28 protein-coding genes, 2 tRNA genes and 2 pseudogenes are annotated in these 25851 nt (G+C 64.1%); 18 read left to right on the forward strand and 14 right to left on the reverse strand.

From position 1 onward, the window contains the following. Positions 1-12: 12 nt before the first annotated feature. Positions 13-792 carry an NAD kinase gene (locus tag ABIB99_RS06440; RefSeq protein ID WP_135216511.1) on the reverse strand — a complete coding sequence of 260 codons (780 nt, stop codon included), beginning with the start codon at positions 790-792 and terminating at the stop codon, positions 13-15. A 250-nt stretch (positions 793-1042) separates the two neighbouring features. Here ABIB99_RS06440 and ABIB99_RS06445 point away from each other — a divergent pair, with 250 nt between their 5' ends. After that, positions 1043-2611, forward strand: a complete 1569-nt coding sequence (locus ABIB99_RS06445) for a S10 family peptidase (protein ID WP_354175132.1) — start codon at positions 1043-1045, stop codon at positions 2609-2611. Here ABIB99_RS06445 and ABIB99_RS06450 read toward each other — a convergent pair. Then, positions 2598-3986 (reverse strand): serine hydrolase domain-containing protein, encoded by a 1389-nt coding sequence (locus ABIB99_RS06450; protein ID WP_354175134.1) that lies wholly within the window; start codon positions 3984-3986, stop codon positions 2598-2600. The two genes, ABIB99_RS06445 and ABIB99_RS06450, sit on opposite strands and share 14 nt — an antisense overlap. A gap of 109 nt (positions 3987-4095) precedes the next feature. Next, positions 4096-4638, reverse strand: coding sequence for a tetratricopeptide repeat protein (locus ABIB99_RS06455; protein WP_028150223.1), 543 nt, complete (start codon positions 4636-4638; stop codon positions 4096-4098). A 251-nt stretch (positions 4639-4889) separates the two neighbouring features. Between ABIB99_RS06455 and ABIB99_RS06460 the strand changes: the two genes are divergently transcribed. The 4 genes from ABIB99_RS06460 (at position 4890) to ABIB99_RS06475 (ending at position 7395) form a co-directional block, all read left to right on the forward strand. Then, on the forward strand, positions 4890-5258 hold the full coding sequence (locus tag ABIB99_RS06460; RefSeq protein ID WP_354175136.1) for a His-rich protein BRANT: 369 nt from the start codon (positions 4890-4892) through the stop codon (positions 5256-5258). 212 nt (positions 5259-5470) lie between these two features. Beyond that, positions 5471-5905 carry a hypothetical protein gene (locus tag ABIB99_RS06465; RefSeq protein ID WP_187388016.1) on the forward strand — a complete coding sequence of 145 codons (435 nt, stop codon included), beginning with the start codon at positions 5471-5473 and terminating at the stop codon, positions 5903-5905. Positions 5906-6193: 288 nt separating this feature from the next. Next, complete coding sequence (locus tag ABIB99_RS06470; protein WP_071917379.1) at positions 6194-6901, forward strand: outer membrane protein; 708 nt, start codon at positions 6194-6196, stop codon at positions 6899-6901. Positions 6902-7152: 251 nt separating this feature from the next. Continuing rightward, complete coding sequence (locus ABIB99_RS06475; protein ID WP_038935984.1) at positions 7153-7395, forward strand: DUF6719 family protein; 243 nt, start codon at positions 7153-7155, stop codon at positions 7393-7395. A 31-nt stretch (positions 7396-7426) separates the two neighbouring features. Here ABIB99_RS06475 and ABIB99_RS06480 read toward each other — a convergent pair whose 3' ends face one another. The 3 genes from ABIB99_RS06480 to ABIB99_RS06490 all read right to left on the reverse strand — a co-directional run bounded on the left by ABIB99_RS06480 (position 7427) and on the right by ABIB99_RS06490 (position 8855). Beyond that, the gene (locus ABIB99_RS06480) at positions 7427-7681 is read right to left on the reverse strand and encodes a hypothetical protein (protein WP_014494365.1); all 255 of its coding nucleotides are present in this window, start codon (positions 7679-7681) and stop codon (positions 7427-7429) included. A 295-nt stretch (positions 7682-7976) separates the two neighbouring features. Further along, positions 7977-8366, reverse strand: a complete 390-nt coding sequence (locus ABIB99_RS06485) for a hypothetical protein (protein WP_354175138.1) — start codon at positions 8364-8366, stop codon at positions 7977-7979. Between the two features lie 270 nt (positions 8367-8636). Continuing rightward, on the reverse strand, positions 8637-8855 hold the full coding sequence (locus ABIB99_RS06490) for a hypothetical protein (protein ID WP_354175140.1): 219 nt from the start codon (positions 8853-8855) through the stop codon (positions 8637-8639). A 218-nt stretch (positions 8856-9073) separates the two neighbouring features. Here ABIB99_RS06490 and ABIB99_RS06495 point away from each other — a divergent pair. From ABIB99_RS06495 to ABIB99_RS06530, 8 genes and pseudogenes are all read left to right on the forward strand, one after another. Beyond that, a pseudogene (locus tag ABIB99_RS06495) lies at positions 9074-10772 on the forward strand (methyl-accepting chemotaxis protein). Positions 10773-11024: 252 nt separating this feature from the next. Continuing rightward, positions 11025-11744, forward strand: coding sequence for a class I SAM-dependent methyltransferase (locus tag ABIB99_RS06500; protein WP_354175141.1), 720 nt, complete (start codon positions 11025-11027; stop codon positions 11742-11744). 76 nt (positions 11745-11820) lie between these two features. Then, complete coding sequence (locus tag ABIB99_RS06505; protein WP_354175142.1) at positions 11821-12534, forward strand: class I SAM-dependent methyltransferase; 714 nt, start codon at positions 11821-11823, stop codon at positions 12532-12534. 105 nt (positions 12535-12639) lie between these two features. Next, complete coding sequence (locus ABIB99_RS06510) at positions 12640-14472, forward strand: outer membrane protein assembly factor BamB family protein (RefSeq protein WP_354175143.1); 1833 nt, start codon at positions 12640-12642, stop codon at positions 14470-14472. Positions 14473-14492: 20 nt separating this feature from the next. Beyond that, positions 14493-14906 carry a GFA family protein gene (locus ABIB99_RS06515; RefSeq protein WP_354175145.1) on the forward strand — a complete coding sequence of 138 codons (414 nt, stop codon included), beginning with the start codon at positions 14493-14495 and terminating at the stop codon, positions 14904-14906. A gap of 138 nt (positions 14907-15044) precedes the next feature. Further along, the gene (locus ABIB99_RS06520) at positions 15045-15317 is read left to right on the forward strand and encodes a hypothetical protein (RefSeq protein ID WP_354175147.1); all 273 of its coding nucleotides are present in this window, start codon (positions 15045-15047) and stop codon (positions 15315-15317) included. A 500-nt stretch (positions 15318-15817) separates the two neighbouring features. Beyond that, positions 15818-16189, forward strand: coding sequence for a hypothetical protein (locus tag ABIB99_RS06525; protein WP_081369447.1), 372 nt, complete (start codon positions 15818-15820; stop codon positions 16187-16189). A gap of 115 nt (positions 16190-16304) precedes the next feature. After that, on the forward strand, positions 16305-16934 hold the full coding sequence (locus ABIB99_RS06530) for a TerC family protein (RefSeq protein ID WP_166092433.1): 630 nt from the start codon (positions 16305-16307) through the stop codon (positions 16932-16934). 245 nt (positions 16935-17179) lie between these two features. On the opposite strand, the gene ABIB99_RS06535 is transcribed toward ABIB99_RS06530, so the two are convergent. Next, positions 17180-17254 (reverse strand) — tRNA-Thr (locus tag ABIB99_RS06535). Between the two features lie 373 nt (positions 17255-17627). Here ABIB99_RS06535 and ABIB99_RS06540 point away from each other — a divergent pair. After that, positions 17628-18029, forward strand: a complete 402-nt coding sequence (locus tag ABIB99_RS06540) for a hypothetical protein (RefSeq protein ID WP_354175148.1) — start codon at positions 17628-17630, stop codon at positions 18027-18029. Between the two features lie 127 nt (positions 18030-18156). Here the strand turns inward: ABIB99_RS06540 and ABIB99_RS06545 are convergent, their stop codons facing one another. Continuing rightward, a complete protein-coding gene (locus ABIB99_RS06545) occupies positions 18157-18297 on the reverse strand; it encodes a hypothetical protein (protein WP_354175150.1) in 141 nt (46 codons plus the stop codon). 122 nt (positions 18298-18419) lie between these two features. Continuing rightward, positions 18420-18893: a hypothetical protein gene (locus ABIB99_RS06550; protein ID WP_354175151.1), complete on the reverse strand. Its 474-nt coding sequence runs from the start codon at positions 18891-18893 to the stop codon at positions 18420-18422. A gap of 307 nt (positions 18894-19200) precedes the next feature. Between ABIB99_RS06550 and ABIB99_RS06555 the strand changes: the two genes are divergently transcribed. Together ABIB99_RS06555 and ABIB99_RS06560 are read left to right on the forward strand one after the other, a co-directional pair. Then, positions 19201-19686, forward strand: a complete 486-nt coding sequence (locus ABIB99_RS06555) for a hypothetical protein (RefSeq protein WP_354175152.1) — start codon at positions 19201-19203, stop codon at positions 19684-19686. 56 nt (positions 19687-19742) lie between these two features. Next, the gene (locus ABIB99_RS06560) at positions 19743-20264 is read left to right on the forward strand and encodes a hypothetical protein (protein WP_354175154.1); all 522 of its coding nucleotides are present in this window, start codon (positions 19743-19745) and stop codon (positions 20262-20264) included. Between the two features lie 125 nt (positions 20265-20389). Here the strand turns inward: ABIB99_RS06560 and rlmB are convergent, their stop codons facing one another. Further along, a complete protein-coding gene (gene rlmB / locus ABIB99_RS06565) occupies positions 20390-21220 on the reverse strand; it encodes a 23S rRNA (guanosine(2251)-2'-O)-methyltransferase RlmB (protein ID WP_354175155.1) in 831 nt (276 codons plus the stop codon). Positions 21221-21426: 206 nt separating this feature from the next. On the opposite strand from rlmB, the gene ABIB99_RS06570 reads away from it, so the two are divergent. Then, positions 21427-21512, forward strand: a tRNA-Tyr gene (locus ABIB99_RS06570). A gap of 93 nt (positions 21513-21605) precedes the next feature. Next, a pseudogene (locus ABIB99_RS06575) lies at positions 21606-21842 on the forward strand (GIY-YIG nuclease family protein); the annotation flags it as partial. A 25-nt stretch (positions 21843-21867) separates the two neighbouring features. Here ABIB99_RS06575 and ABIB99_RS06580 read toward each other — a convergent pair. The 4 genes from ABIB99_RS06580 to ABIB99_RS06595 form a co-directional block, all read right to left on the reverse strand. Beyond that, positions 21868-22899: an LLM class flavin-dependent oxidoreductase gene (locus tag ABIB99_RS06580; protein WP_354175157.1), complete on the reverse strand. Its 1032-nt coding sequence runs from the start codon at positions 22897-22899 to the stop codon at positions 21868-21870. Positions 22900-23055: 156 nt separating this feature from the next. After that, positions 23056-24063, reverse strand: a complete 1008-nt coding sequence (locus tag ABIB99_RS06585; RefSeq protein ID WP_208087468.1) for a dimethylarginine dimethylaminohydrolase family protein — start codon at positions 24061-24063, stop codon at positions 23056-23058. 42 nt (positions 24064-24105) lie between these two features. Then, positions 24106-24906 (reverse strand): ABC transporter permease, encoded by an 801-nt coding sequence (locus ABIB99_RS06590; protein ID WP_354175159.1) that lies wholly within the window; start codon positions 24904-24906, stop codon positions 24106-24108. After that, complete coding sequence (locus ABIB99_RS06595) at positions 24903-25781, reverse strand: ABC transporter permease (RefSeq protein WP_354175160.1); 879 nt, start codon at positions 25779-25781, stop codon at positions 24903-24905. The genes ABIB99_RS06590 and ABIB99_RS06595 overlap by 4 nt, the downstream gene beginning before the upstream one ends. Between the last annotated feature and the right edge of the window lie 70 nt (positions 25782-25851).

Consider the following 25851-nt stretch of genomic DNA (forward strand, 5'->3'; position numbering starts at 1 on the left):
CCGCGCCGGCGCTCAGTAGCCGAACTGCTCGCGCAGGATGCGCTCTTCCAGGCTATGGCCGGGATCGAACAGCATGCGCATCGAGATGGTCTTGTCGGACAGCACCTCGACGCGGCGGACATCGCGCACCTCGTCATGGTCGGCTACCGCCGCCACCGGCCGCTTGTCGCCCTCCAGCACCTCGATCACGACGTAAGCCGTATTGGGCAGGAGCGCGCCGCGCCAGCGGCGCGGGCGGAAGGCGCTGATCGGCGTCAGCGCCAGCAGCGCGGCGTTGATCGGCAGGATCGGTCCCTGCGCGGACAGATTGTAGGCGGTGGAGCCGGCGGGCGTCGCCACCATGATGCCGTCGGCAATCAGCTCAGCCATGCGCTCGCGCTCGTCGATCAGGATCCGGAGGCGCGCGGCCTGGAAGGTCTGCCGGAACAGGGCGACCTCGTTGATGGCGTGATGCAGGTGAACGCGGTCGTTGACGTCGGTGGCGCGCATCAGGAGCGGGTTGATCTCGGATTCCTGCGCTGCCTCGAGACGGGCGCGAAGGTCGACCGTCGAATACTCGTTCATCAGGAAGCCGACGGTGCCGCGGTGCATGCCGTAGATCGGCTTTCCCGAGTGCATGTTCTGGTGCAGCGTCTGGAGCATCAGTCCGTCGCCGCCAAGCGCGACCACGACATCGGCGTCTTTCGGGTCGCAATTGCCATAGTCCCGGGTGAGCTGGCCGAAGGCGGTTTGCGCCTCGCTGCTTGGGCTCGCGACAAAGGCGATCCGGTTGTATCGCGCTGGCTTGGTCATGGCTTCCGGGCAGGGCCGCTGGCTGGAGAAAGTTCCGCCGGGCTCGTCTATACGACCTGGGCCTGCATTGTCGAGAAGGACCGCTGTTCAAGGCAAACAGCGTCCATCCCGATTCAGGGCAAATCCGGGTCGATTTGTGCTCGCCCGGCTTCTTCAGGCGCCGCCGGGCCGGCTATCCCCCAAACCGTCGCAATTTCTCGCTAGCCTTGCGATGCTCGCCGGCTCTCGCAGCCGGACAAGGAGAACGATCATGGTCATGCGTTTGCCGGCGCTCCGCCGCGCGACCCTGGTACTGGCGGTGTCGACTTTCGCGCTCGCGGGATTTGCCCGCGCGGACGATCCGCCGCAGCCGCGCGCCGAGACGACGGCCCCAGCGGGACAGAAGGGTGGGCGCGGCGGCAACACGCCAGGCGCGTCACAGGGTTCATCGTCCGCCGCCGAGCCGCATCGCCTTCCGTCGGATTCGACCACGAAGCAGACGCTCGATCTGCCGGGCCGTGCACTCGACTTCACCGCGACTGCCGGCTCGATCCGCGTGTTCGACGGCAAGGGTGAGCCGCTCGCCGACATCGCCTATACGTCCTATGAGCTCGATGGTGCCGACCGCGCGACGCGCCCCGTGACGTTCCTGTTCAACGGCGGTCCCGGCGCGTCCTCGGCATGGCTCCAGTTCGGCGCTGCGGGTCCGTGGCGGCTGCCGCTCGATGGCGAAGCCCTGTCGCCGTCCGCCTCACCCGATGTGAAGCCGAACGCGGAGACGTGGCTCGACTTCACCGATCTCGTCTTCATCGATCCCGTCAGCACCGGCTACAGCCGTTTCGTTGCCAGCGGCGAGGACGCGCGCAAGTCCTTCTACTCAGTCGACGGCGACGTCAATTCGATCGCGCTCGTGATCCGCCGCTGGCTGGAGAAGCACGACCGGCTGACCTCGCCGAAATATGTCGGCGGCGAAAGCTATGGCGGCATTCGCGGGCCGAAGGTCGTGCGCCAGTTGCAGCTCCAGCATGGCGTCGGCGTCAGGGGATTGATCCTGGTGTCGCCGCTCCTGGACTTCCGCGAGTTCACCGGCACCAGCCTCCTGCAATATGTCGCGACGCTGCCGAGCTATGTCGCGGTGGCGCGCGAAGCCAAGGGAGCGGTCAAGCGCGCCGATCTCGCGGACGTCGAGGCTTACGCGCGGGGCGAATTCCTGGCCGACCTCGTCAAGGGCGAGGCGGACAAGGAGGCCACCAATCGCCTTGCCGACAAGGTCGCCGAGCTCACCGGGATCGATCAGGCCGTGAGCCGCCGGCTCGCCGGCCGTTTCGACGTCGGTGAATTCCGCCGCGAGTTCGACCGCAAGAACGGCAAGGTCACGGGGCGCTACGACGCCTCGGTGCGAGGCTATGATCCCTATCCGGATTCGAGCAGCTCCCGGTTCGGCGATCCCTCGGGCGATGCGCTCCAGGCGCCGCTGACGAGTGCGGCGGTCGATGTTCTCACGCGCAAGCTCAACTGGCGGCCGGATGGCTCCTATGAAGTCCTCAACGGCGCCGTCGAGGGCAATTGGGATTTCGGCCGCGGCATCAACCCGCCGCAGTCGGTATCGGAGCTGCGCCAGATCCTCGCCACCGACGGAAAGCTGAACGTGCTGGTCGCGCACGGCCTGTTCGATCTCGCCACGCCCTATTTCGGATCGAAGCGGGTGCTCGACCAGCTCCCGGCGTTCGCGACGCAGCGGGTCAAGTTCGTCGTCTATCCCGGCGGCCACATGTTCTATTCGCGCGACGGCTCGCGGCAGGCGTTTCGGAGCGAGGTGGAGGCTCTTATCCGAGAGTAGGCCGCCGCTTGCGCGGCGGATATCTCCGCGCGATCTCGCGCGCCACGACACGCTCCGGCTTGATATTGGTGCCGGCGATCCAGATGTCGCTGACGTTGCCGCGCGCGTCACGGACGCGGCGCACCGGCTCGCCGTGGCTGGAGTACCCGGCAGCCCAGGCGAGCTTGCCGGTGTCGCGGCCGGTGACCTCGATCTCGGCGGCATCCATGAACGGATTGATGAACTGCGGATTGGCGACCAGCACGCGGTTGCCCGCGGGGACGAGATCGGTTGCGCCCCAGATCGTCCACCAGCGGCCGTTCCAGTCGCGCACGCGGCGGTCGGGGGCGCCGCGAGTCCTGAACACGCGCAGGATCTGCATCGCGCCGTCCATCCAGAACGGCGCCGCGCCGTCGATGGAGTTGCTGAGGATGCTGATCGCGAGCTCGCAAGCGGGGATGGAGCAGGTCCGGGAGATGTAACCCTGAAAATGGCCGCCATGGCCGAACCAGTCCCAGCCGTCGGTTTTGCCGGCGTTGATGCCAAGGCCGTAATAGGCCTCGAAACTCTGCGGGATGCGCCAGTGATGCCGGGTCATTTCGCGGCGGCTTGCGACTGAGAGCACACTCTTCCTGGCGTTGGGCGCAAGCTGCGCGAAGAAGCGGGCCGTATCGCCGGCGGTGGCGGCGAAGCCCGTGGCGGACGCCATCGCGTGCGTCGGATTGTCGCCGGGGATCACGCAACGCTCGCCCAAGGGCACTTTTCGCGTGTGGCCGCGCGCGAACGATGCGCCCTTGGGAAGCGGCGCATCCGGCTCAGTCTCGCGCAGGCCTGCGGGCTCGATGATCTCGCGCTTGATCCAGGCGGAGTAGGGCTCCTTCGACACGGCTTCGATGACGAGGCCGAGCAGGCCAAAGCCGTGGTTGGAGTATTTGAAGCGCGTCCCCGGCTCGATCGCGGTCGGCAGCTTCAATTCCGCGAGCAACTCCCTGGCGTTGAGATAGGGACGGTTGTCGATGAACTGCCCGGAATCGGCGCCATCGCGCGTCAGCCCCGCGCTGTGCGAGAGCACCTGCGCAATCGTCGTCTCGGCGACGCGCGGATGCAGGCCGCCGACATGTTGGCCGACCGTGTCGTCGAGCCGGAGCTTGCGCTGGTCGCGCAGCTTCATGATGCCGGCGGAGGTAAAGCTCTTCGAGTGCGAGGCGATACGGCAGCGGTGGCGCGGGGTGAGCTTCTCGCCAGTGTCGAGATTGGCAAGACCAAAGGCGTGCTCGGCGACGATTTCGCCGCGATGGGCAAATGCGACGATGACGCCGGGCTGTTGGAATGTCGTCTGTTGGAATTCGATCCAGGAGCCGATGTAGTCGATCGCGGATCGCAGCCACGTATCCATTGCGCACCAATTTGCGAGGGGAGCACTTGATGCGAGAGGCTAACCGAGAAAGCGGAACGGGCACAACCCCGAGGTTGTGCCCGCTCGTTTCGTTCGAGGATGCGATGTCTCAGTAGACGAGCGTCGCGCCGGTCGGCTTGTCGAGCGCCGCGGCGAGCGAGCGATACTCGGAGCTGTCGGTGCCGGCAAGCGAGGCGATCTTGTTCAGGTGGTACTGCGCCTGTTCGCGGTTGCCCTGCTCGAGCTGCCAGAGGCCGTAATACTGCCAGGTGCGGACGTGGTTCGGATCGTCCTTCAGTGCGATCTCGTAATAGACCTTGGACGACTGGTAGTCGCCGAGCTTGCGATAGGAGTAGCCGATCAAATTGGCGACGTCGGCGACGTCGTCGCGCTCGAGCGACTTCAGCTGGCCGATCGCGCTCGTGTAGTCGTGACCGTCGTAGATCGTGGTGTAGGCGGTGCGATAGGCCGCGAGGAATTTGGGATCGCTGATGGAGGAGCTCTTCTTCTTCCCCTTCTTGGCCGAGCTGTCCGACTTTGGCGGCGGCGAGGGCTCGTCGCTGCCCGCGGCGTAGGCGCTGGTCAGCATCGGTCCGGCGGCCAACGCCATCGAGACAAGCCCCGGTACCAGAAGCATGGAAAGTTTGCGCATCTATCTTCTCCCGTATGGAACGTGGCGACCCTACACGATTGCCCAAAGACCGGAACACCCAGCGGGCAAAAACATTCCCGCTTCGCACGATCTATTCGCCCCTTCGCAGATGACAAACTTGTCATCGAGATGAACAGAAGCCTGCGATGGGCTTCAGATTGGGTTCAGTGCACGCCGCCTAGGCTCCCACCCACGATCGAAGAGTAGGCGAGAGGGCGCCGCCTCAAGATCCTTCCAAGAGGAGACCGACCATGTTGAAGACCATTTCCGCAGCCTTGCTCGCCGCTTCCGTAATCGCAGCCCCGGCCTTCGCCGCTGAAGCCGGCAAGACCACCACGACCGCGCCGGTGATCAAGGCGGACCAGAGCCAGACCAAGGTGTCGACCACCGCCACGAAACCCGAGGCCGGTGTCAAGGCCGACACGAAGGCCTCCGACGTCAAGGCGGACGCCAGGGTGGATACCAAGTCGAAGGCGATGAATGCCAATGCCGCGGTCACGCCCGACGAGCACAAGGCCGTGCGCACGCATCGCCACCACAACAAGCATCTGTCGGCCAAGAAGTCGCTGAAGGCGCAGCCTGACGTGACCAAGCCGGCGGCCATCGACAAGCGCAGCTAACGACTGATCCGGCGCGGCGGCATCCCTGGCATTGCCCGCCGCCGCGTGCGGAATTCAGGCCCGGCCCGTCGTCTCGGCGTCAGCGCGAAAGCGCAGGCGCCGGCGGCGGGGCGGTGCGTTATTTGCGCAGCCTACGAGCAGGAGCGAATTCCCTTCGTGCAACCTTGGAGCTAGAACATCCTCCGAGTCTGATCGAGCGGAGAGCGGGGCCTGTGGGGCGATTGGCGAAGCGTGCGGTGATCTTGGCGTTGGTTCTGGTCTTGCCGCTGGCGCTCGCGGCATGTTTCGGCAGCGACGGTGATCGTCCATCCCTGATGGAGGGGACCCAGGCGGGAGGGCCGCAGCCGTTTCCCGACAATTTTCGCAGTGACACGCTGGCCTTGATGCGCGCTTACCTCAACAATCCCGTCGGCGTGCGCGAGGCCACCATGGCCGATCCGGTGCTGCGCGAGATCGGCGGACGGCAGTTCTACGTCGCCTGCCTGCACTTCACGCCACGCGAGACCGACGGCAGCTACAAGGGCATGCGCGAACGGGCCGCCGTCTTCGTCAACGGGCGGGGCGACCGCATCGTCGATCGCGCCGGCGAGCTCTGCGCCGGTGCGGTTTACGCACCCTTTCCGGAACTGGAAAAGATGGCGCGGTAGCGCAAAGCCGGCCTTCATCGGCAGGTGCTAGGACAGGGGCCGCCGGAGCCGCTGGATCACAATTTGGCGAGCTTTTGAACGGGGCTGGTTTGCCTTGCGACAGATCGTTACAGCCCGCCTTACGCAGACGACGAAAACAGTCGGTGCAAGCAGGTGTGACGGAACAAAATCGCGTTGTTGCCACCCCGTCACAGTTACAGACGATCAACGTTCCGGCATCGCCGCGAAGCAACCTAATTCACGCCACGTTGTTTCCTGAGTGTCGAATTTGAAAGAACGGGGATGATCATGAAGACGATTTTGCTGGGCGCCGTTGCTCTGCTGGCGCTGGCTGCACCGGCCGCCGCGGCCGACATGCAGCCGCGCACCTATACCAAGGCGCCCGCCTATACGCCGCCGCAGGTGATCTACAACTGGACCGGTTTCTACATCGGCGGCCATGTCGGCGGCGCGTTCGCGGGTGACAGCAGCTTCCAGTCGAGCGACGCCCGTTTCCTGGGCGGCGTGCAGGGCGGCTTCGACTACCAGTTTGCGCCCAATTGGGTGGTGGGTATCGAGGCCCAATATTCCTGGCTGCCGACCAACAACAACGGTGTCACGTTCCCGCTGGGGACGCAGGTGACGTCGAACACCGACCAGCTCGGGTCGGTGACCGGCCGCATCGGCTACACCTGGGGACCGGCGCTGGTCTATGCCAAGGGCGGTTACGCTTGGCGTAATGGCGGCCTCGGCGTCAACGTCGCCGGCGTGGCGCAGCCCTTCACCGCCACTGGCAACAACAAGGACGGCTATACTGTCGGTGCCGGCCTCGAATACATGTTCGCACCGAGCTGGTCGGCCAAGGCCGAGTACCAGTATTACAACTTTGGCAGCACGACCTTCACCTCCGGTCCGGCCGACGTCGTCGGCGTCCGGGGCCGGGAGGACGAGCATACCGTCAAGGTCGGTGTGAACTACCGCTTCGGCTGGGGCGGACCGGCGGCCTCGCGCTACTGACGCCCAACAGCGACCACGACCTGATAAGGGCCGGCTCACGCCGGCCTTTCGTTTGCCAGACCCTTGTTTGCCTGCCTGTTGTTTGCTTTGCGTGAACCATCTGGCGCGTCATTTGCAGGCAAACGGTCTGGCGCGCGCGTTCTCACGCGCGTCATGGGACTGGCGTAAAGCAAAAATAATTTTTGCCGCCTACGGAACTCGCGCTCCGGAAGGCGTTATATGAGAATTACCGGGCTGGTGGGACGACGGACATGCGTATCTTTGTGTCGGCAGTAGTGCTCTCGTGCTTCATCTCCCTGCCGTGCGCTGCACAGACAATCCTCAAATCCGAGCCTCTGATGCTGGCACCCTATGAGGTGGCCTTCGTCAAGGACGCTTCCTGCCCATCCGGCAAGGTGCTGAAGGTAACGGGCGCGATCCGCGGGCTGCACCGTCGCAAGGCCTGCGTGGTGCTGGCGGGCGAGCAGGCCTCGCTAGCGACCGCGACCCCCTGAGATCCCTTCCTGAGATACCCTGGGTCTAACCTCAGGAATTCAGCGCAAGCTCCATCCTCGACTGCTGTTCGGCCTCGGCCTTGTTCCTGGCGGGGTCCTCGCCCTGGGCGGCCCGGCAGGGCTTGATCTCGTAATCATTGTCCAGGACCCGGCGCGGCCCGTGGCGCTGGTCGTCGGTGCTGACATCCACGACGAGGCCGCTTTGCTGCGCGAGCTGCCAGACATCGGCCTCGCTGGGATAGGCCTTGCTGATTTGGGCGTCGTTGCAGAACAAGGCGTAGGGCATTCTTCCCGCTCCCGGAAAGCACGCTAACGGCTCATGGGGCAGGGGGTTCCGGGACGATCACGGGGGCGTGATCGGAGCCGCGGACCCTGAGTCTTTAACGAGTCCTGAATCCCAAGAAAAAGAATCCCTGGGACTCATTTGCCGGAATCAGCGGATGTTTTCGGCCATGACGACCGACCTCAAGACCTGCTGCGGGCACATGCTGCTGCCACTGACGCTGGGATTGCTCAGCGCCTGTGCGGCCAATCTCTGGTTGGTTTGGTCCTGGCTGTAGGTGTCTGATCGACCGTCGGCCTTAGTTTTCGGCTGGCGGACGGAGGGAGGGGTCGCGAATGGCCGCGCGGAGCCTGGTCAGGGTCGCCGCGCAATACTCCTCCCGCTCACGCTCGAATCGCTCCTGATGCTTGCGGAAATTGGCGATGCGGGCCTGCATCTCGGAGCGGAAATCGCCGCTTGTCCGTGCTGGCGGGATCATAACGGGCGGGGCAAGCGGGACTGGCGGCGGCTTGATCTCGACCGCCAATGTCTCGACCGCCACGGTCTCGACGGTGACGGTCCCCACCGGCACGTCCGGTGCAGCCGTCGGTTTCTCCGGCGGATGGAAGTCACCCTTCTTGCCGGTTACCGATTGGACGAAGGCCATTGTCTGCGCGATCAGTGCGTCGCGCTCGCTGATCCACTTCATGGTCCACCTCTGTTGGAGCTATTCCAGCAAAGCTGGCCGGCCGAATCAAGGAGGTGTCCGGCTGGGGATTGCATATTTTTCCCGCTCGCCCGACAGTGGGGAATGGACGTCAATTTAGACGAGTCGGACGAAGCGCAGGGCCTGAGGCTCGTCCGTGCGTTCTTGTCGCTGCCGCCCGACAAGCGGGCGGAGGTGATCGCGTTCGTGGAGGAATTGGCGCGGGCCCAAGGCCGGCCTGAGGCAGGCACAGAGGCATCGCCGACGTGAGCGCTATCGCTCGCGCGGGTTAATGTTGGGCTCGAACGGCGCCCCCACCACCCGGACTGGTGTCGGAGCCGTAACGTCGATCGCCGCGCGTTCGGCGACCTGCGTTGCCGGAGCCGGCGCTGGTGCCAGCTCGAACAGCGCAACGGTGCCGGCCACGGCGACACAGCTCAGCGTCACCGTCGCCAGCAGAAACATGTTTCGGTTTTCTTCCTTGATCCGCATGGGCCGACAACGACTGACGTCGGCGACCGGTTCCGGCCGGTCATGTCCGGATCACGCCCCCAAAACAGGCAGAAGCTTACACGAGGCTTACGCCGACCCCCCGAATAGTTATTTTTCCGTAAGACTACTCGGGGGATTTGGCATCAAATTTTAACGTCCGCCGGTTCCAATGCCCGTTGCTGGGATTATGCGTCGGCAGAAGCATTGGGGCGGCTGTGATGAGCTTTTTGAACAATCTGAAAATCGTGTGGAAGGTCGCACTGATCGTGGCGGTGATGGGATGCGCGATGCTCGCCGTCGCCGGCTTCGCCGCGCGTGAACTTTCGGCGACCGTCGACGGATTCGCCGAACTCTCCGCCGCGCAATCCTCGGCGCTCAACCTGACGCGGGCCCAGCGCCGCGCCGAGACCTATCATGCCGCGCTCTATGCGGTCTTCACCGAGGCGACGGAGGCGGGCAACGCTGGCCGTCTCAAGATCGCGAACCAGAACCGCAGCGAAATCGGCCAATTCCTCGATGCGGCCGTGCAGGACGACCCCTCGCGCGCCAGCCAGGTCAAGAGCATCGGGGACCAGCTGAAGGCCGCGTTCGCCAGCTGCGATCCGGTACTTCAGGCCGGCGCGCAGGCAAGCAGCGTGGAGGAGAATGCCAAGGCCGCCGAACGTGCGCACAAGGAGTGCGATCCGGTGCTGGACGCGGCCCTCGCACGCATCGTCCAGTTCGTGACCGAGTCCGCGCAGGCGGTCAGCACCCGCAAGGAAGCCATCAACCGCGACGCCAGATCCGCGACCTGGACCGTGATCGGAGTCAGCGCCGGCGGCCTGATCGTCGGCATCGCGATCGCGCTGTTCATCGGCCTCAATGCGATGTCCCGGCCGATCGCCCGGCTCAAGCTCGCCATGGAGGGTCTCGCCCGCAACGATCTCAAGACCGAGGTGCCCGAGAAGGACCGGAGCGACGAGATCGGCGACATGGCCAGGACCGTCGAAGTGTTCAAGACCAACGCGCTCGAGGTCGAACGCCTCAAGGCTGCGCAGCTCGAGATCGAGAAGCAGGCTGCCGAGCAGCGCCGCCGTGACATGGTCAACCTGGCCGACGGCTTCGAACGCGCGGTCGGCGAGATCATCGAAACCGTCGGGTCCGCTTCCACCGAGCTCGAAGCGTCGTCCTCGACGCTGGCCACCACCGCGCACCGCGCGCAGGAGTTGACCTCGGTGGTCGCGGTCGCTTCGGGTGAAGCCACGGGCAACGTGCAGTCGGTTGCGACCGCCACGGAGGAGCTGTCGTCCTCGGTCAACGAGATCAGCCGGCAGGTGCAAGAATCCGCGCGGATGGCGGGCGAGGCCGTCACCCAGGCGCGCACCACGACCGAGCGGGTCAGCGAGCTCTCGATCGCGGCGACGCGGATCGGCGATGTCGTCGAGCTGATCAACACCATTGCCGGCCAGACCAACCTGCTGGCGCTGAACGCCACGATCGAGGCGGCACGCGCCGGCGAGGCCGGCCGCGGCTTCGCGGTCGTCGCCTCCGAGGTGAAGACGCTGGCCGAGCAGACCGCGAAGGCGACCGGCGAGATCAGCCAGCAGATTTCCGGAATCCAGACCGCGACCCCAGGAATCCGTCAACGCGATCCGCGACATCTCCGCGACGATCGAGCGGCTTTCGGAGGTGTCGTCCACCATTGCCGCGGCCGTCGAGGAGCAGGGCGCCGCGACCCAGGAGATCTCACGCAACGTGCAGCAGGCCGCTCACGGCACCCAGCAGGTCTCCACCAACATCACCGACGTGCAGCGCGGCGCGGCCGAGACCGGTTCGGCGTCCTCGCAGGTGCTTTCGACCGCCAAGATGCTGGCGACCGACAGCAACCGGCTGAAGGATGAGGTCGGAAAATTCTTGCGGACCGTGCGCGCGGCGTAATTGTGCGCGGCGGCACTCGTCCGCCGCGCTCACCGCGCCTAATGCGGAAGCAAGAGGCCGAGCGCGAACACCAACAGCATGGCCGTCATGACGACGGCCGTCACGGCGCCGGCAACGATTTTGGCCTTCTCTTTGCTGGTGGTCGAGCGCATCGGATGCGCAGGCTACCCGATGTTGAACTCTGATCCAATCCGTGGTCAGTAGCCGCGCAGCGCGATGCGCGCGGCCGACTCCATTCCCGAAGGTCGCCCCATGAACGAGGACGTCAGCGACGGCTGGACCGCGTCCGCGGCCGCCTGGATCGTCGAGCAGGGAGAAGACGGCGACTACGGCCGCCGCTTCGTCCTGGACGCGCCGATGCGGGCGCGGATCGAAAGGCGCAGCTTTCGCAATGCGCTCGACGTCGGCTGCGGGGAGGGGCGCTTCTGCCGCATCATGCAGCGCGCCGGCATCCGCACCACTGGCCTCGATCCGACAGAAGCGTTGCTTGCGCGCGCCAGGGAGCTGGACCCGACCGGCAACTATCGGCTCGGCCGCGCCGAGACGATGGAGGTCAGTGCGGAATTCGACCTGGTCGTCAGCTATCTCAGCCTGATCGACATGCCCGACCTTGGCGCGGCCATCGCGAAGATGGTGGCGGCGCTGCGGCCGGGCGGCACGCTGCTGATCGCCAACCTGACCAGCTTCAACACCGCGGGCCAGCCCGACGGCTGGACGCGGGACGGCGAGGGTATCCCGCGCTTTTCGATCGACCACTACATGGATGAGCGGCCGATCTGGGTGAGCTGGCGTGGCATCCGGATCCAGAACTGGCATCGTCCGCTCAGCACCTACATGACGCTGTTGCTCGATCACGGCCTTCAGCTGCGTCTGTTCGTCGAGCCGGAGCCCGCAGGCGGCGATCCCGAGAGGAATGCCGTTCATCGCCGCGTGCCCTATTTCCACATCATGGAGTGGCAGAAGCCGGCGTGAGGGAAGCGGCTGGCGATTTCGGAGGCGACGCGTCGGCTGTATGCTTGCGACGGAATCTTGACGCGAGTCCCGCCCGATGATCACCAATCGTCCGCCCGTGCTCGCCCATGAGCGCTTCGTTGCGGACCGCGAGAACTTTGCCGGCCTCGATCTCGCCGCGCGGTTCGAGCGGATCGAGCGGACCAACCTGTGGGGCGCGGCCACATCCGTCTCGGGGCTCGGCTCGGAGGACCCGGCGACCGCCGCGATCCGGGAGGAGCTTCCTCCCCTGCTGCAACGGCTCGGCGCGCGCTCGCTGCTCGATGCGCCCTGCGGCGATGCCGGCTGGATCGGCCGCATCAAGCTCGACCTCGACTACACCGGCATCGACATCGTGCCGTCGCTGATCGAGACCAATCGCCGGCGTGTGGCCGGCGGCGAATTGTCCGGCCGGTTTCTCGTTGCCGACATCACGCGCGATGCGCTGCCGCGCGCGGATGTCATTCTGTGCCGGGACTGCCTGGTTCATTTGAGCTTCGACAACATCGCCCGCGCCGTTGCCCGCTTTGCCGAGAGCGGCGCGGGCTTCCTGCTGGTCACGACGTTTCCCGAATGGGATGCAAATCGCGATTGCGCGGATGGCGATTGGCGCGCGCTGAACATGGAGAAGGCGCCGTTCAACTGGCCGTCGCCGCGCGCGCTGATCAACGAGCGTTGCGAGGAGGGCGGCGGTGGCTGGCGCGACAAGAGCCTTGCCCTATGGCGTCTGGATGAACTGCCCGATCGTATCCGCATGGCCACGGCGATGTGACGGACGCAGGCGGAACGTCCATTGCGTCCGCGATCGCACTGGCGATACACTTCAGGTTGTGTGACGCGGTCTTTAGGTCGCGTGCCGACGATACCGGAGAACGCCATGAAGCCGAGTTTTGCCGTAGCGGCTCTGTTGATCTGGTGCTCCACGCCAGCACTGGCGCAGCGGGACGGCGCCGCGCTCTACGCAGCGCATTGCGCGCAATGTCACGATGCCGGCGACGCCCAGAACCGCGCGCCCGCGCGCGGCGCCATGCAGGCGATGTCGTTCGATCACGTGCTGGGGACGCTGACCTCCGGCAGCATGGCCGCGATGGCGAAGGAGCGCAGCGACGACGAGCGTCGCGCGATTGCTGCTTTCGTCACCGGCAAGGCCGCAATCAGCAGCGCGTCTGACGGGCAGGGCGGCTGCACGCAGCAGATCAGCGGCTTTCCGCAACCGCTCGACGGTCCACGCTGGAACGGGTGGGGCGTGGACCTCAACAACAGCCGCTTCCAGCCGGCTGACATGGCGGGCCTGACCGCGGCGCAGGTGCCGCGCCTGCGGCTGAAATGGGCCTACGCGTTTCCCGGCGCCTCGGTGTCCTTTGCGCCGCCGACGATCATGGGCGGCCTGCTGTTCATCGGCGGCACCGACCGCAAGGTGCACGCGCTCGACGCGCGAACCGGCTGCACGCTGTGGACGTTCGCGATCGATGCGGCGGTGCGCGCCGCGATCACGGTCGCGCCGCTTCCCGGCTCCGATCAGTTCGCGATCTTCTTCGGCGATTTGCGCGCCAACGCCTATGCCGTGAACGCGCTGACGGGGGCGTTGATCTGGAAGACGAAGGTCGAGGAGCATCCGGCCGCGCGCATCACCGGCGCGCCGGTGCTGCATTCCGGCGTGCTCTACGTGCCGGTGTCCTCGCTCGAGGAGGCCGCCGGCTCGCAAGCCTCTTACGAATGCTGCACCTTCCGCGGCAGCGTGGTGGCGCTGGACGCCGCGACCGGCAAGCTGGTCTGGCAAGCCTATACGATCCCGGAAGTGCCGCATCCGACCGACAAGAACGCGAGGGGCGTGCAGCTCTTCGGCCCGTCCGGTGCCGCGATCTGGTCGGCGCCGACGATCGATGTGAAGCGCGGCGCGATCTATGTCGCGACCAGCAATTCCTATTCGAATCCGCCATCCGCGACGAGTGACGCGATTCTCGCCTTCGATCTTGCGACGGGAAAGCTGCTCTGGAGCCGGCAGGCCACGCCGAAGGACGCTTATGTCGTGGCATGCTTCGCCGCGGACAAGACCAATTGTCCTGAGGATCACGGACCCGACCACGATTTCGGCCAGTCTCCGATCCTGGTGACCCTGCGCGACGGCAGGCGCGTTCTTGCCATCGCACAGAAATCCGGCGTCGTGCACGCGCTCGATCCCGACGACGGCGGCAAGATCCTGTGGCAGACGCGGATCGGGAAGGGCGGTGCGCTTGGCGGCAGCGAATGGGGCTCGGCGGCCGATCAGGATCGCATCTATGTCGCGAACTCCGACGTGCGTTTCCTGCGTGACGGCACCAGACGTCTCGACTCCACGCAAGGCGGCGGCCTGTTCGGGCTCGATCTCGCCAACGGGACAGTCGTGATGGAGGTGCCTCCGGTCGCCTGCGGCGATCGTCTCCAATGCAGCCCCGCGCTGTCGGCGGCGGTGAGCCTGATCCCCGGCGTCGTGTTCTCCGGCGGCGTCAGCGGCTTCCTGCGGGCCTATGCCAGCGACGGCAAGCTGCTCTGGGAGTTCGACACCGCGCAGGATTACAAGGCCGTCAATGGCGTCCCCGCCCATGGTGGCGCGATCGACGGTCCCGGACCAGTCATCGCCGGCGGCATGCTCTACACCAATTCCGGCTACGGCCAATGGAGCGGCGTCGCCGGCAACGTGCTGCTGGCGTTCGAGGTGGGGACGGAGTGAGCGCGAGGCAGGGAGGCGCGATGATCGATGCCCGATGCAGTTGTGGCGCCGTTGCATTGTCGCTCGCGGGGCCTTCCCGCGCGGTGGTTGCCTGTCACTGCATGGACTGCCAGCGCCGAACCGGTGCGCCCTTCGGCGTCGGTGCCTTCTACGCGGCGGAGGCCGTCACGATCTCGGGGACCCCAAGCGAATACGTTCGCAAGGCCGCGAGCGGCGGCAAGGTCCGCAGCTATTTTTGCACCCATTGCGGTTCGACGATGTGCTGGAAGGCGGACAATCTGCCAGGGATGATCGGCGTCGCCGTCGGCGTGATGGCGGACCCGTATTTCCCGGCTCCGCTAAGATCGGTTTTCGAGCAGTCGAAACATGGCTGGGTCGAAATCAACGGTGCAGAGCACTTCCAGCAAAGCAGTGTGCCGAAGAATGCAAGCTGAGGTTTCCGCCTCAAGCGCTGGTGCCGGCTGAGGGGATTGAACCCCCGACCTTCAAGGCGATCTACGAAGCCTGACCACAGCGCTGTGCATGTGGTGTGCGTTCCCGTTCACTGCGGCACTGCTGTTTGTGGTGCTCGGTTGAAGCGGCTCACGCTCGCGGCCGCCTTCGGGGTCGCATTGTCGGCCGCGCCGGCGCATGCCGCCGATCTCGATCCATACGCCTGTTTCGGCGGCGCGCGTTACGTCGCCATGGGCGCCGGCTTCCAGTGCGCGGATCTGCCGGCGTTCTGTGCCGGCGCGCGGGTCCTGCTGGCCGAGGCTGGCGGCAATGAGGCTGCGGCCGAGAAGCTTGCGCGAAGCCGTGGCCATGGCCGGCTGTTGATCGCGCTCGCGCATAGTTACTGCAAATAGGGAGGGACTCATGCGGAGCTAGGTCATCGGCGCCGTGCTCGCGCTCGTGGGGCTGTGGTTCGTGGCTATCCGCGCGCTGATATTGAGCTGTGGGAACGCTAGGTTCTTAGTTCCGGTTCCGCAATGAAGCTCAGCTTAGGCTTGCCACATAAGTCACCTTGCCGCGCGGTGAAAAACCGCGCGACGATGAGTAGCATTGCTTTTTTGATCGCCCAGTTCGTTCTTCTTGGAGAGCAGATCTTGTCGATCGTGGGTGCGCTCTCGCGAGAAGCCAGCACATGATTGAGCTTTGGAACAAGTGGTACGGGACCTTGGCCTCTGTCGAGGCGCTGGCAGCCGTCGTCGTTATTGCCGTGGTGACCGCTGGCATTCTTACGCTAATTGAGAGTCAGCGGCATAGGACAAAACATTGATGGGGAGACGTCGGAAAACGATCAGCTAGACCAGAGTAGTTCAGCAGGTGAGTGGCGCTAAAAAATGCTCCTATGCAGGAGGATCAAATGATCCTTTCTCGTGCAAGTTGGACAAACAGGAATGCTTCTTGGCGGCAGGCATTTTGCACATGCGCGGTGTTGAGCATACTGGTCGCAGCTCCTGCATTCTTGATGATACTCCTGCTGGATTCCCAGCTCGTCTTACCAGCGCTCAGTATTCTATTTTTCTCAGACGCGATGATCACTGCGGTCTTGGCTTGGGCAAAGTCGGGAAATGCGACATTAGAAAATGTAACGCTATGGGATGTTGCCGGGGCATTGACCATGTTGGGTTGTGCCGCAGCGATTCTTGGCGAACCAGATCAAGTGGCACTTCTTTTCGAGCAACCGGTCAGACTACATTCGGACGCGGCTCTAGGCGATAGCGCTAGCCCCTGATAACCGGCGGCGTTAGGACCCCCGTTTCTTGGTGGCAGGTATCGGTCAACCGATCCGATAGACGTATGCGATCTCGCTTGCAGCTGCCCATTTCCCTGCGGCGGGGACATGACCCGTGCCTGATTATTTCGATACAGATGTCCTTAGCGTTTTCTTGCAGATCGTTCTGATCGACCTGGTGCTCGCTGGCGATAACGCCATCGTCATCGGTCTTGCTTCAGCCGGACTTCCTGAGGCGCAACGAGGCAAGGCGATTTTGATCGGTATTGTTGCCGCGACGATACTGCGCGTCTTACTCGCCGGGTTGGCGACGCAAATCCTCCAGATCGTCGGCCTCTTGCTCGCCGGCGGGATCCTGTTGTTGTGGGTATGCTGGAAAATGTGGCGAGAGTTGCGCACATCCTCCACAGGGCCAACAGGTGCGATGGACGCAGCTGGAGCAATTGCAGGCGGCAAAGCTCGCAAAACACTCGCTCAAGCGAGTTGGCAGATTGTCGTGGCCGACGTTTCCATGTCTCTCGACAACGTTCTGGCCGTGGCAGGGGCAGCACGCGAGCATCCGATGATCTTGATTTTCGGCCTGGGGCTGTCCATCGCGATGATGGGCGTGGCCGCTTCTTTCATTGCGCGCCTTCTGCAAACTTATCGATGGATCGCTTACGTCGGTCTAGCCGTCATCCTTTATGTGGCGGGTGACATGGTCTTTCGCGGGACGTTGGATGTCATCAACGTTGCGTCGATATGAGATGCTGTTTCACCCTAGGTATCCTAAGTCGTCAGGCAGAATTCGAACGCAGTACGCATAGGCTGCAGATGGGGTGTGAAGCCCGCAGAAGAAAGGGCCGCCTTTGTGGGGCGGCCCTGTCCAAAGTCTATCGACGCCGGTCAAAAAAATTAGGTTAGAGCAAAGCCAGCCTCGAGAATGAAAACAACTAAGGGTACAAGCGCCGCGCCCGGTTGAGGGACATCGAAATAAAACAAGCTAAGCGCTGGTGCCGGCTGAGGGGATTGAACCCCCGACCTTCGGTTTACAAAACCGCTGCTCTACCGCTGAGCTAAGCCGGCAAAACCAAACAATTATAAGCAGTTAACGAGAAGAAACTTGTCCGCTCGGCACGTTGGGGTGCACGGTCGGGCAGCGTTTGCGTCGATATAGCCGCAGTCGGGGTGTAGGTCTAGTCTGACTGGCTTGCGCTCTTGTCCGCACCGCCGCCTGGCAGAAAATGTGTAGAGCCGGAAATCGCTTTGTGAAACCAGACTGCCCCGTTTCAAGGACGTACGGGCGAAGGATGTCGGACCAAAAGAGCGGATGATCGTCGACGCAACCGTCAACCGATTCCTGGAAGACTAAAGCTGACAAAACGAATGGTGCTCCAAAGCTGTCAAAGCCTTGCGCGGTCTCGGAACCAAATACGTTCCTTTGGAGTGAGGACGAGACATGAAACGCTTTCTCGCCATCGCCGCTGCGCTCGCAGCCGCCGACGCTCACGCGGCGCCTCTAGACGATGCAATCAACTGCGCGAATTACGCGACTATTGATGCCGTCTGTCGTGAGCAAAAAGACCCAAGCGACCCTTTGCTCGGCAAACTCAAGACTGCAGCAGGCGTGTTGCACGGTCGCAGCATTCGCATAGGTGCGCAGGCGGGCGTTTCCAAAGAAGCGGTTGGAGCCTTAGCTACGGTCGCCAACGACAAGATGACAAACGAGATGTCGCGCAAGTGCGACAACATCAAAGTGTTGCGTGATCAATACGAGGGCACTTGCCGCCCGGTGATGGATCAAGCGTACAAAGATACGCTCATGATGATAGACGAGATCATGAAGAGAAAGGGTCGCTAAGATGATAGCGAACGCGCCGCGCTAAAGCATTAGCGACCTTTTTCCTCCATCGTCTGCGTCTGCGTCTGCGTCTGCGTCTGCGCATTGCAGGGCAGAGCGAGAATGGTGACGGAGGTGAGGGCATACTTCATGGCTTCATACCCTCTTCGATCATGCGCAGCGTCTTGGGAGCGCCAGCGCACCACTTGGCCATCGCAGCCTTGTCGCCGTTCCACGACCCGATGATAGCGGCGCTGCCGATGGTGGCGGTGCCGGGTAGTCGTTTCATGTGTCACCTCATATCCGTGAAGTGAACTTTTCGGCATTCCATGCTTCCAGAGGTGCGTTTCGCCGCCATGAAACAGGCGGCCCGTAGGGCCGCCTGATCCTCTTCACCCGACTTGTGCCGTGTTACTGGCAGATGTGCTGGAGGCCGTCCGCTCCCTTGTACCAGGTCCCGGGCCGGCAAACGATGCCGTTGCGGGCCGCATAGGTATCCCAATTGCCATACCAGCCCATTTCGCTACGGCCGCCGGCATATCCACCGGAATTGTCATAGGCGTAGGAATTGTCCCAGCCGCGGAACGGCGCGGATGCAACGGCTGCCGCGGTGCCGACGGCGGCGCCAGCAACGGCGCCTGCGGTGTCGACCGGCCAGAATCCCGATCGAGTTCCGTCATTCGAATTCACTTGGCCGCGGGCCATGTGCCGGCGCCGGTAGGCGCGATCGGTGGTGGGATTGCCGGGGGTGAGATTTTGGCAATTGGGATCCTGGAAGAGCCCCGTGCAGCGGCCCGAATTGTCGACTGTCGTTTGTGCGAAGGCCGGCGTTGCCAGCGAGGACGCGACGATCGCGGCCAAGCCAAGAAGCTTCAGGCTCGTCATGGCATTTGCTCTGTGTTGTTGAGACCTGTGCTAAGCGCGCCATCCGGCAGTCGTTCCGCGGTTTCTCGCATGTGGGGTCACATCGACGTGAGCCCGCCGAGGATGCGCAGTTTGTACCACGCAACCTCGTGCGATCCAGCATGTGCGGCGGGTTTGCGTCCCGTTAACGCTTCGCTAGCGCAGCTTGCGGCATTTGAGCCGCTGTCGACCCTTGCGCGTTAGGCTTACCGGAAATTGGTGAGGGGGCCTTAACCCTCTCCGCGTGGCGATCGGATAGGATGAGCGTCGGATAAACCGGAATCCTTCCATGCGCGCTCTCGCGCTCGCCGCCTTTCTGATCGGATTGCCCGCGACGGCGTTTGCCGGCGGCGGCTTCGATATCGTCGTTCCCGGCCGCCCGGGCGTGCCCATCATCATCGACAACATCGACGCGTCCTACAGCGTGGTCGAGGGTGTCTGGGGTCTCGGCAAGAACGTCCAGGTGCAGCCGACCATCTATGGCGGGCGCTACATCGCCGAGCGGCAGCCCGAGGACGTCGGCCATTATTATCCGACCATGGGCTTGCGGCCCGGCTACGGCCGGCTCGAGGTCGAGCCGCCCGCGAACCGCAAATTGCCCAGGCCCGCCGAGAGCTATCACCAGAGCTGGGGTGTGCAATCGGCGCCGCTACCGCCGCAGATGGACGTGCCCGTCAATCCGCCGCCGGTGATCTTTGCGCCTGAGATCAACGACCGTCCGCGGCGTCCTCGGCCGCGGCCGCATGTAGAGGCGCCCGGAAGGCCGTCAACTTAAGAAACGTCAAAAATTCAAGAAAAAATCCAAGATACGAAAATCAACAGGAGAGAGTAATGCGTCAGATGATTTCGGGACTGGTTGCGGCGGCTGCCGTGATGTTCGTCGCCACCGCGCCCGCCGCGGCTTGCGGCTTCAGCACGTGCGCACCCGTTGCGCCGGTCTATAGCGGCTGCAACACGGGTTGCGGTAGCTGGGGCTATGGCCCGGGTTATGGCGGATGGGGCTTTGAGCACCTCGCCGAGCCGGCCACGCAGTATTACTACGTCAACCAGGGCCCGACCTACACCGGACCGGGCGCATTCGCGCCGTACCCGACCTATCGTGAGGACGCAGTCGTCGCGCCCGCCAACTACGGCTACGGCCGTGGTTATGGCTACGGCAACGGCAACGGCTATGGCTATCGTGCCGCCGCCGCCTATCCCTATCAGCGCCCGTACTACCGTCCGTATCGCTACGGCTATGGCCCGCGCTACGGCTATCTGCCGCGCACGCACTACGGCTACGGTCCGCGCTACGGCTACGCCCACCGCGCGCCGTATTACGGCGGCCACCGCGTGCTGCGCCGCTATTACTGATCGTTTGATTGGTTGAGTTGACGAAGCGCCCGTCCGCGCGATGCGGATGGGCGTTTTGTTGTTTGGATTCTTAGTTTGACGCGTTTTCTTGACGCGAACCGGTATCCAATTCGCTCGAAAACGCTCTACCGCTTCATCAGCCCGAGCCGGCTCGCGCCGACATAGAGCGAGAGCACGGCGGCGTTGGAGACGTTGAGGCTCTTGATCTCGCCGGGCATGTCGAGCCGCGCCACGACGCTGCATGTCTCGCGGGTCAGTTGCCGCAGGCCCTTGCCTTCGGCACCAAGCACCAGCGCGAGCGGCTCGCGCAGCGTGACGTTCGAGAGGTCCTCGCTGCCTTCGCTGTCCAGCCCAACGGTCTGGAAGCCGCGCTCGTTCAGCGCGGTGAGCGCTCGGGCGAGGTTCTGCACGGTCACCATTGGCACCAGCTCGAGAGCACCGGAGGCGGCCTTGGCCAGCACGCCGGTTGCCTCGGGGCTGTGGCGCGCCGTGGTGACGATCGCCTTCACCGCGAACGCTGCTGCGGAGCGCAGGATGGCGCCGACATTGTGCGGATCGGTGATCTGGTCGAGCACCAGCACCATGCCTTCCTGGTCGAGGGTCTCGATGTCGGGCGAGGGCAGGGCGTCGGCCTCGGCCAGCAGGCCCTGGTGCACGGCGTCGGGCGACAGCAGGCGGTCGATCTCCTGGGGCCGGACGATCTCGGGCGCGACGCGGGTCGCGATGTTCTCGTCCGCAAGCCGCTTTGCGGCGTTCTCGGTCAGCGTCAGCTTGCGGATCTGCCGCTGAGGGTTGGCCAGCGCCATGGTCACGGTGTGCCAGCCATAGAGGATGACCGGTCCGTCGGACTGCGAATCGCGGTCGCGCCAAGCCGGCCGACCGACTGATTTTCCGGGCCTGTTGAAGGGCTTAGCCCCGCCGCGGGGGCCCCTTGGGGTGAATTTTTTGTCCTTCATGGGCTCGCTTGTGTCACGGGTCCCGGAATATGGCAATTTGGGTGGCTTCGGGGGCGATTTTAGCTGTTCGCCTCGGTTGACTTTGCCCCACCGCATCGCCCATAAACGCGCCCGGTCGCGCCCCCATCCGGGCTGTCGCGGCCTTCACGTTCCATGGCCGTCTTCGGTCGCCGGCAAGGTCCGGCCCGATTGTGCTGCCGTCGAGCGGGGGAGTGTCCCGAGTGGCAAAGGGAGCTGACTGTAAATCAGCCGCCTCATGGCTTCGCAGGTTCGAGTCCTGCCTCCCCCACCATCCTGCTTCGCGCTGACGCGCTTCGCAGGATTTACAGCCTTCAACTGCGCGAAGCAGGATGCCCTCCGAAGCCTTGGCGAAGGAGGGCGGCCCTATGTCTATCTTTTGGAGAGCGACGCTTTCGGCGGTCGGCGCTATATTGGCCTGACGGCGAACCTCAAAAAGCGGCTAGCGGATCATAACGCGGGCAAGTCTCCGCATACCTCCAAATACATGCCTTGGAGGCTGGTTACCTATGTGGCCTTCTCAGATATCGAGAAGGCGAGAGCCTTCGAACGTTATTTGAAGTCGGGTTCGGGCCACGCCTTCGCGAAGAAGAGATTCTGGTGAGCGAAAGTGAAAACGGACTATCGCCTCACCCCATCATCTCCCTGACCATCGGCACCACTTTCCGCCCGTAAAGCTCGATGCTCTTCATCAGCTTCTCGTGCGGCAAAGGCCCCGCCGAATACTTCAGCTGGAAGCGCGAAATGCCAAGCGCCTTTGCGGTCTTGGCGATCTTGCGCGCGACGGTTTCCGGCGAGCCCACATAGAGCGAGCCGTGCTCGGCCTCATTGACGAACTCGTCGCGGCCCATCGGCGGCCAGCCGCGCTCCTTGCCGATCCGGTCGCGCATCGCCTTGTAGTCGGGCCACAGCTCTTCGCGCGCCTGCTCATCCGTCTCGGCGACGTAGCCAGGCGAGTGCACGCCGATCGGCTGTGCCGGGCGGCCGAACTCCTTGAAGGCGCGGTGATAAAGCTCGACGTAGGGCGCAAAGCGCGCGGGATCGCCGCCGATGATCGCGAGCATCAGGGGCAGGTCGTAATGCGCGGCGCGCACCACCGATTGCGGGCTGCCGCCGACGCCGATCCAGGTCTTCAGCCGACCGCTCTCGACCGGCGGATAGACCAGTTGATCTTTCAGCGGCGGACGCAGCTTGCCCTCCCAGGTCACCGGCTGCTGCGACAAGAGTGCCGTGAACAGGTCGAGTTTCTCCTCGAACAGCGCCTCGTAAGCGCGCAGGTCGAAGCCGAACAGCGGAAAGGATTCGGTGAAGGAGCCGCGGCCGAGGATGACCTCGGCGCGGCCGTTGGAGAGCGCATCGAGCGTGGCAAAGCGCTGGAACACGCGAATCGGATCGTCCGAGCTCAGCACCGTCACGGCCGAGCCGAGATGGATGCGCCTGGTACGCGACGCGATCGCGGCGAGCACGGTCTCGGGCGAGGAGATCGCGAAATCGGCACGGTGGTGCTCGCCGAGGCCGATGAAGTCGAGGCCGAGCTCGTCGGCCAGCACGGCTTCGTCGACGACATTGCGGATCACCTGCGCGTGCTCAAGCATGGCGCCGGTGGCGTCCCTGGTGACGTCGCCAAAGGTATCCAGTCCGAATTGAAGCGGTGGGGTCATCGATCAGGTCTCTGTGGGGAGGATCGACGACATCTAGTGGATGGCCGCCGGGTCACAAGGCGGGTTTCGGAAATGCTTGGTTTCCGTTTGGTAGACCCTTGCTCTCAGCGCGGTCACGAGGCGGCAGATGTCGTTGCCGCCTCGTGCTCATGACAGTCAGAGCGGATCGCGGATCAGCGGCGAGGTCGAGCAGTGGATGCCGCCGCCGCCGAGCGCGACCTTGTCGTAAGCCACAACGCGCGTGGTGATGCCGGCCTTGGCGAATTTCTCCATGGTCCGCGGCGAAATGCCTTCGGGCACGATGACATGGCCCGGGCGTACGGCGAGACAATTGATCACCCAGTTCTGGTCATCGGGACAGACCTCGATCTGACGAATCCCGAGTTCCTTCAATTTTTCAAGGAACCAGAACGGCAGCAACGTCGGGTTCACGAAGGCGGTATCGCGGTCGATCATCACGAACATGCCGTCGATGTGCAGCCGATAGCCGGTCAGCTGGACGCGCAGCAGCTCCACGCCCTGCGTGCGCAACACTTCCTCGAGCTGGCGTGCGCCTTCCTCGTCGACGCGGCTCGACAGCCCCACGACCGCGACCTTGGGCGTGATGAAGGCGAAGCTGCCACCTTCCATGAGTCCCGTGCCGGAGATCGTCCTGAGGATCGGCATCCCGAGCTTGGCCAGGGTACGGCTGACCGGCAGCTCTTCCCCGCGCCTGATCGGGGGGCCGAGGCGGGTGACGATGGCGCCGCCGTCGACGGCAATCACGCTGTCGCGCGTGTAGACGGTCTTCATCTTGCCCGGCGCGCATTGATCGACATAGACGACCTCCGCACCTTCCTCGCGTAACGCCTGAGCGAGCGCGTCATGCTGGCTCTGCTGTGCGGCCAGATCCGGGATCACGTCGCCGCGCCAGTACCAGCCTTGCTCGGGGTCGCCGAAGGCGCCGATCTCGGGCAGGCGCTTGTTCGCGTCAACGATATTCAACTCGGCGCCGGGGCGATGCATGAGCACCATCCGGATCTGGCCGACGTCGTTGTTGCAGCCCCAGCGGCGCCCCCAAACGCCGACCTGCTCCGATTCCGTCTCGAACGCCGGTTCGGCGCGCGACGGAAACGCTTTGATCAGCATGTTGTAGCGAAATTCTGGCTCGGAAATGATCGACATGAGGGTCTCCTGCGGGAAGTGGTTGGTGTGGCGCATGCGGGCTCAACGCGAGCGGTACGCCCGGACTGCGATATCGATGAAGAGAAGACTGACCGTGATCAGGATGAGCACGGCGGCGACTGCGGCCATGGTGGGATCGAGTTGTTCGTTGATGCCGTCCCACATCCGCCGCGGAAGCGTGAAAACCCCGCGGCCGGCAATGAACAGCACGATCACCAGCTCATCCCAACTGTGGATGAAGGCGAAGATCACGCCGGAGATGATGCCCGGCAGAATGTTCGGGATGATGACCATGCGCAGCGTCTGGCCAATGCTGGCGCCGAGGTTGAGGGCCGCCTGTTCGAGCCTGGGGTCGAAGCCGGCGAGCGCCGTCGAGACGGTGATGATCACATAGGGCATGCCGGTCACCGCATGGGCGATGATCACGCCGGTGTAGGTATCGATCAGCCTGAGGTCCACCCAGACCTGATAGATGCCGAGCGCGTAGACGATGGTCGGCACCATGAGCGGCATCAGCATGACGAGGCGGACGATATTGCTGGCACGGTTGCCGAGACGCCAGCATCCGATAGCGCAGAGCGTTCCGGCGACCGTCGCGATGACCGTCGAGCAGATCGCGATGACGAGGCTGTGCAGGATGCTCGTCAGCCAGGCCTGGCTGGTCAGCAGGTTGCGATAATATTGCAGCGAGACGCCGTCGCGAGGCAGCGACAGATAGGGGCGATCGGTCAGCGACACGGCGAAGACGATGGTGATGGGCAGGACGAGAAAGCAGATAATCGCCCATGCGATCGAGCGCGTCATGGGCGAGGAGCCCTCGAATGCGGTGCTGCTGGTGCTCATATGGACCCGAACAGCTTGCGCAGATCGACGACGCGGGCGAGCGCGACAAGCAGCCCGCCGATGATGATGAGCAGGGTGCCGGCCAGCATGCTGCCGACGCCCCAGCGGACGATCTCGAGAATCTGGACCTTGATATATTCGGCGATCATCAGAGTCTTGCCGCCGCCGAGAATGGCCGGGGTCACGAAGAAGCCGAGGGAGAAGATGAACACGAGGATACTGGCGCCGACGACTCCGGGCATCGACAATGGCAGGAACACCTGGCGGAACGCGACGGCGCGGCTGGCACCGAGGCCCCGGGCTGCGGCAACGCATCGTTGATCGATGTCGCGCATGTTGGCGTAGATGGGGAGGATGCCGAAGGGCAGCATGTAGTGGACCATGCCGATCAGCACACCGGTCTCGTTCCAGATCAGGCTGAGCGGAGCGTCAACCAGTCCGCTTGAGATCAGGATGTTGTTGATGAGACCCTCGCGCCGCAGCAGCACAAACCAGGCGAAGGCGCGCACCAGGACAGAGATCCACAGCGGCACGAGAACGCCGAGGAACATCCAGCGCCGGACCCGCTCGCTCGCATGGACCAGCGCGTAGGAGACGATGTAGGCGAGCACGAGCGTGATCAGCGTGCTGATGACGCTGATGCGCGCCGTCGTCGCCAGCATGCGCTGGATCGACGCGCTGGTCGCAAGCATGGCGTAGTTGTCGAGGCCCGGCTGCGGCTCGGTGACGCTCAACCAGAGCACCTTCGAGATCGGGTAGATATAACAAACGATCATCAGCGCCAGGGCCGGCAGGATCAGCAGCCAGTAGCGCGCGGTTACGCCGAAGCCCGGACGGGACGGCGAGGGCGTCAGCTGATCTGCAGGAGAGCTCATCGATATCGGACCAGGGCGCTCGGGGCTTTGCGCGGTTTTGGCGAGGTTTTGGCAGCGCGGCGCCGAGGAG

Origin of the sequence: Bradyrhizobium sp. LA6.1, from assembly GCF_040547805.1 — a bacterium.
GTDB lineage: Bacteria > Pseudomonadota > Alphaproteobacteria > Rhizobiales > Xanthobacteraceae > Bradyrhizobium > Bradyrhizobium barranii.

Excerpts from the sequence above, each read along its gene's own strand:
- ABIB99_RS06440 (WP_135216511.1), bottom strand. The coding sequence starts at position 792 with ATGACCAAGCCAGCGCGATACAACCGGATCGCCTTTGTCGCGAGCCCA.
- ABIB99_RS06490 (WP_354175140.1), bottom strand. The coding sequence starts at position 8,855 with ATGCGGATCAAGGAAGAAAACCGAAACATGTTTCTGCTGGCGACGGTG.
- ABIB99_RS06540 (WP_354175148.1), top strand. The coding sequence starts at position 17,628 with ATGAAACGCTTTCTCGCCATCGCCGCTGCGCTCGCAGCCGCCGACGCT.
- ABIB99_RS06455 (WP_028150223.1), bottom strand. The coding sequence starts at position 4,638 with ATGCGCAAACTTTCCATGCTTCTGGTACCGGGGCTTGTCTCGATGGCG.
- ABIB99_RS06470 (WP_071917379.1), top strand. The coding sequence starts at position 6,194 with ATGAAGACGATTTTGCTGGGCGCCGTTGCTCTGCTGGCGCTGGCTGCA.
- ABIB99_RS06505 (WP_354175142.1), top strand. The coding sequence starts at position 11,821 with ATGATCACCAATCGTCCGCCCGTGCTCGCCCATGAGCGCTTCGTTGCG.
- ABIB99_RS06590 (WP_354175159.1), bottom strand. The coding sequence starts at position 24,906 with ATGAGCACCAGCAGCACCGCATTCGAGGGCTCCTCGCCCATGACGCGC.
- ABIB99_RS06500 (WP_354175141.1), top strand. The coding sequence starts at position 11,025 with ATGAACGAGGACGTCAGCGACGGCTGGACCGCGTCCGCGGCCGCCTGG.
- ABIB99_RS06460 (WP_354175136.1), top strand. The coding sequence starts at position 4,890 with ATGTTGAAGACCATTTCCGCAGCCTTGCTCGCCGCTTCCGTAATCGCA.
- ABIB99_RS06445 (WP_354175132.1), top strand. The coding sequence starts at position 1,043 with ATGGTCATGCGTTTGCCGGCGCTCCGCCGCGCGACCCTGGTACTGGCG.
- ABIB99_RS06545 (WP_354175150.1), bottom strand. The coding sequence starts at position 18,297 with ATGAAACGACTACCCGGCACCGCCACCATCGGCAGCGCCGCTATCATC.
- ABIB99_RS06525 (WP_081369447.1), top strand. The coding sequence starts at position 15,818 with ATGATCCTTTCTCGTGCAAGTTGGACAAACAGGAATGCTTCTTGGCGG.
- ABIB99_RS06555 (WP_354175152.1), top strand. The coding sequence starts at position 19,201 with ATGCGCGCTCTCGCGCTCGCCGCCTTTCTGATCGGATTGCCCGCGACG.
- ABIB99_RS06585 (WP_208087468.1), bottom strand. The coding sequence starts at position 24,063 with ATGTCGATCATTTCCGAGCCAGAATTTCGCTACAACATGCTGATCAAA.
- ABIB99_RS06475 (WP_038935984.1), top strand. The coding sequence starts at position 7,153 with ATGCGTATCTTTGTGTCGGCAGTAGTGCTCTCGTGCTTCATCTCCCTG.
- ABIB99_RS06580 (WP_354175157.1), bottom strand. The coding sequence starts at position 22,899 with ATGACCCCACCGCTTCAATTCGGACTGGATACCTTTGGCGACGTCACC.
- rlmB (WP_354175155.1), bottom strand. The coding sequence starts at position 21,220 with ATGAAGGACAAAAAATTCACCCCAAGGGGCCCCCGCGGCGGGGCTAAG.
- ABIB99_RS06595 (WP_354175160.1), bottom strand. The coding sequence starts at position 25,781 with ATGAGCTCTCCTGCAGATCAGCTGACGCCCTCGCCGTCCCGTCCGGGC.
- ABIB99_RS06480 (WP_014494365.1), bottom strand. The coding sequence starts at position 7,681 with ATGCCCTACGCCTTGTTCTGCAACGACGCCCAAATCAGCAAGGCCTAT.
- ABIB99_RS06450 (WP_354175134.1), bottom strand. The coding sequence starts at position 3,986 with ATGGATACGTGGCTGCGATCCGCGATCGACTACATCGGCTCCTGGATC.
- ABIB99_RS06560 (WP_354175154.1), top strand. The coding sequence starts at position 19,743 with ATGCGTCAGATGATTTCGGGACTGGTTGCGGCGGCTGCCGTGATGTTC.
- ABIB99_RS06550 (WP_354175151.1), bottom strand. The coding sequence starts at position 18,893 with ATGACGAGCCTGAAGCTTCTTGGCTTGGCCGCGATCGTCGCGTCCTCG.
- ABIB99_RS06485 (WP_354175138.1), bottom strand. The coding sequence starts at position 8,366 with ATGAAGTGGATCAGCGAGCGCGACGCACTGATCGCGCAGACAATGGCC.
- ABIB99_RS06515 (WP_354175145.1), top strand. The coding sequence starts at position 14,493 with ATGATCGATGCCCGATGCAGTTGTGGCGCCGTTGCATTGTCGCTCGCG.
- ABIB99_RS06510 (WP_354175143.1), top strand. The coding sequence starts at position 12,640 with ATGAAGCCGAGTTTTGCCGTAGCGGCTCTGTTGATCTGGTGCTCCACG.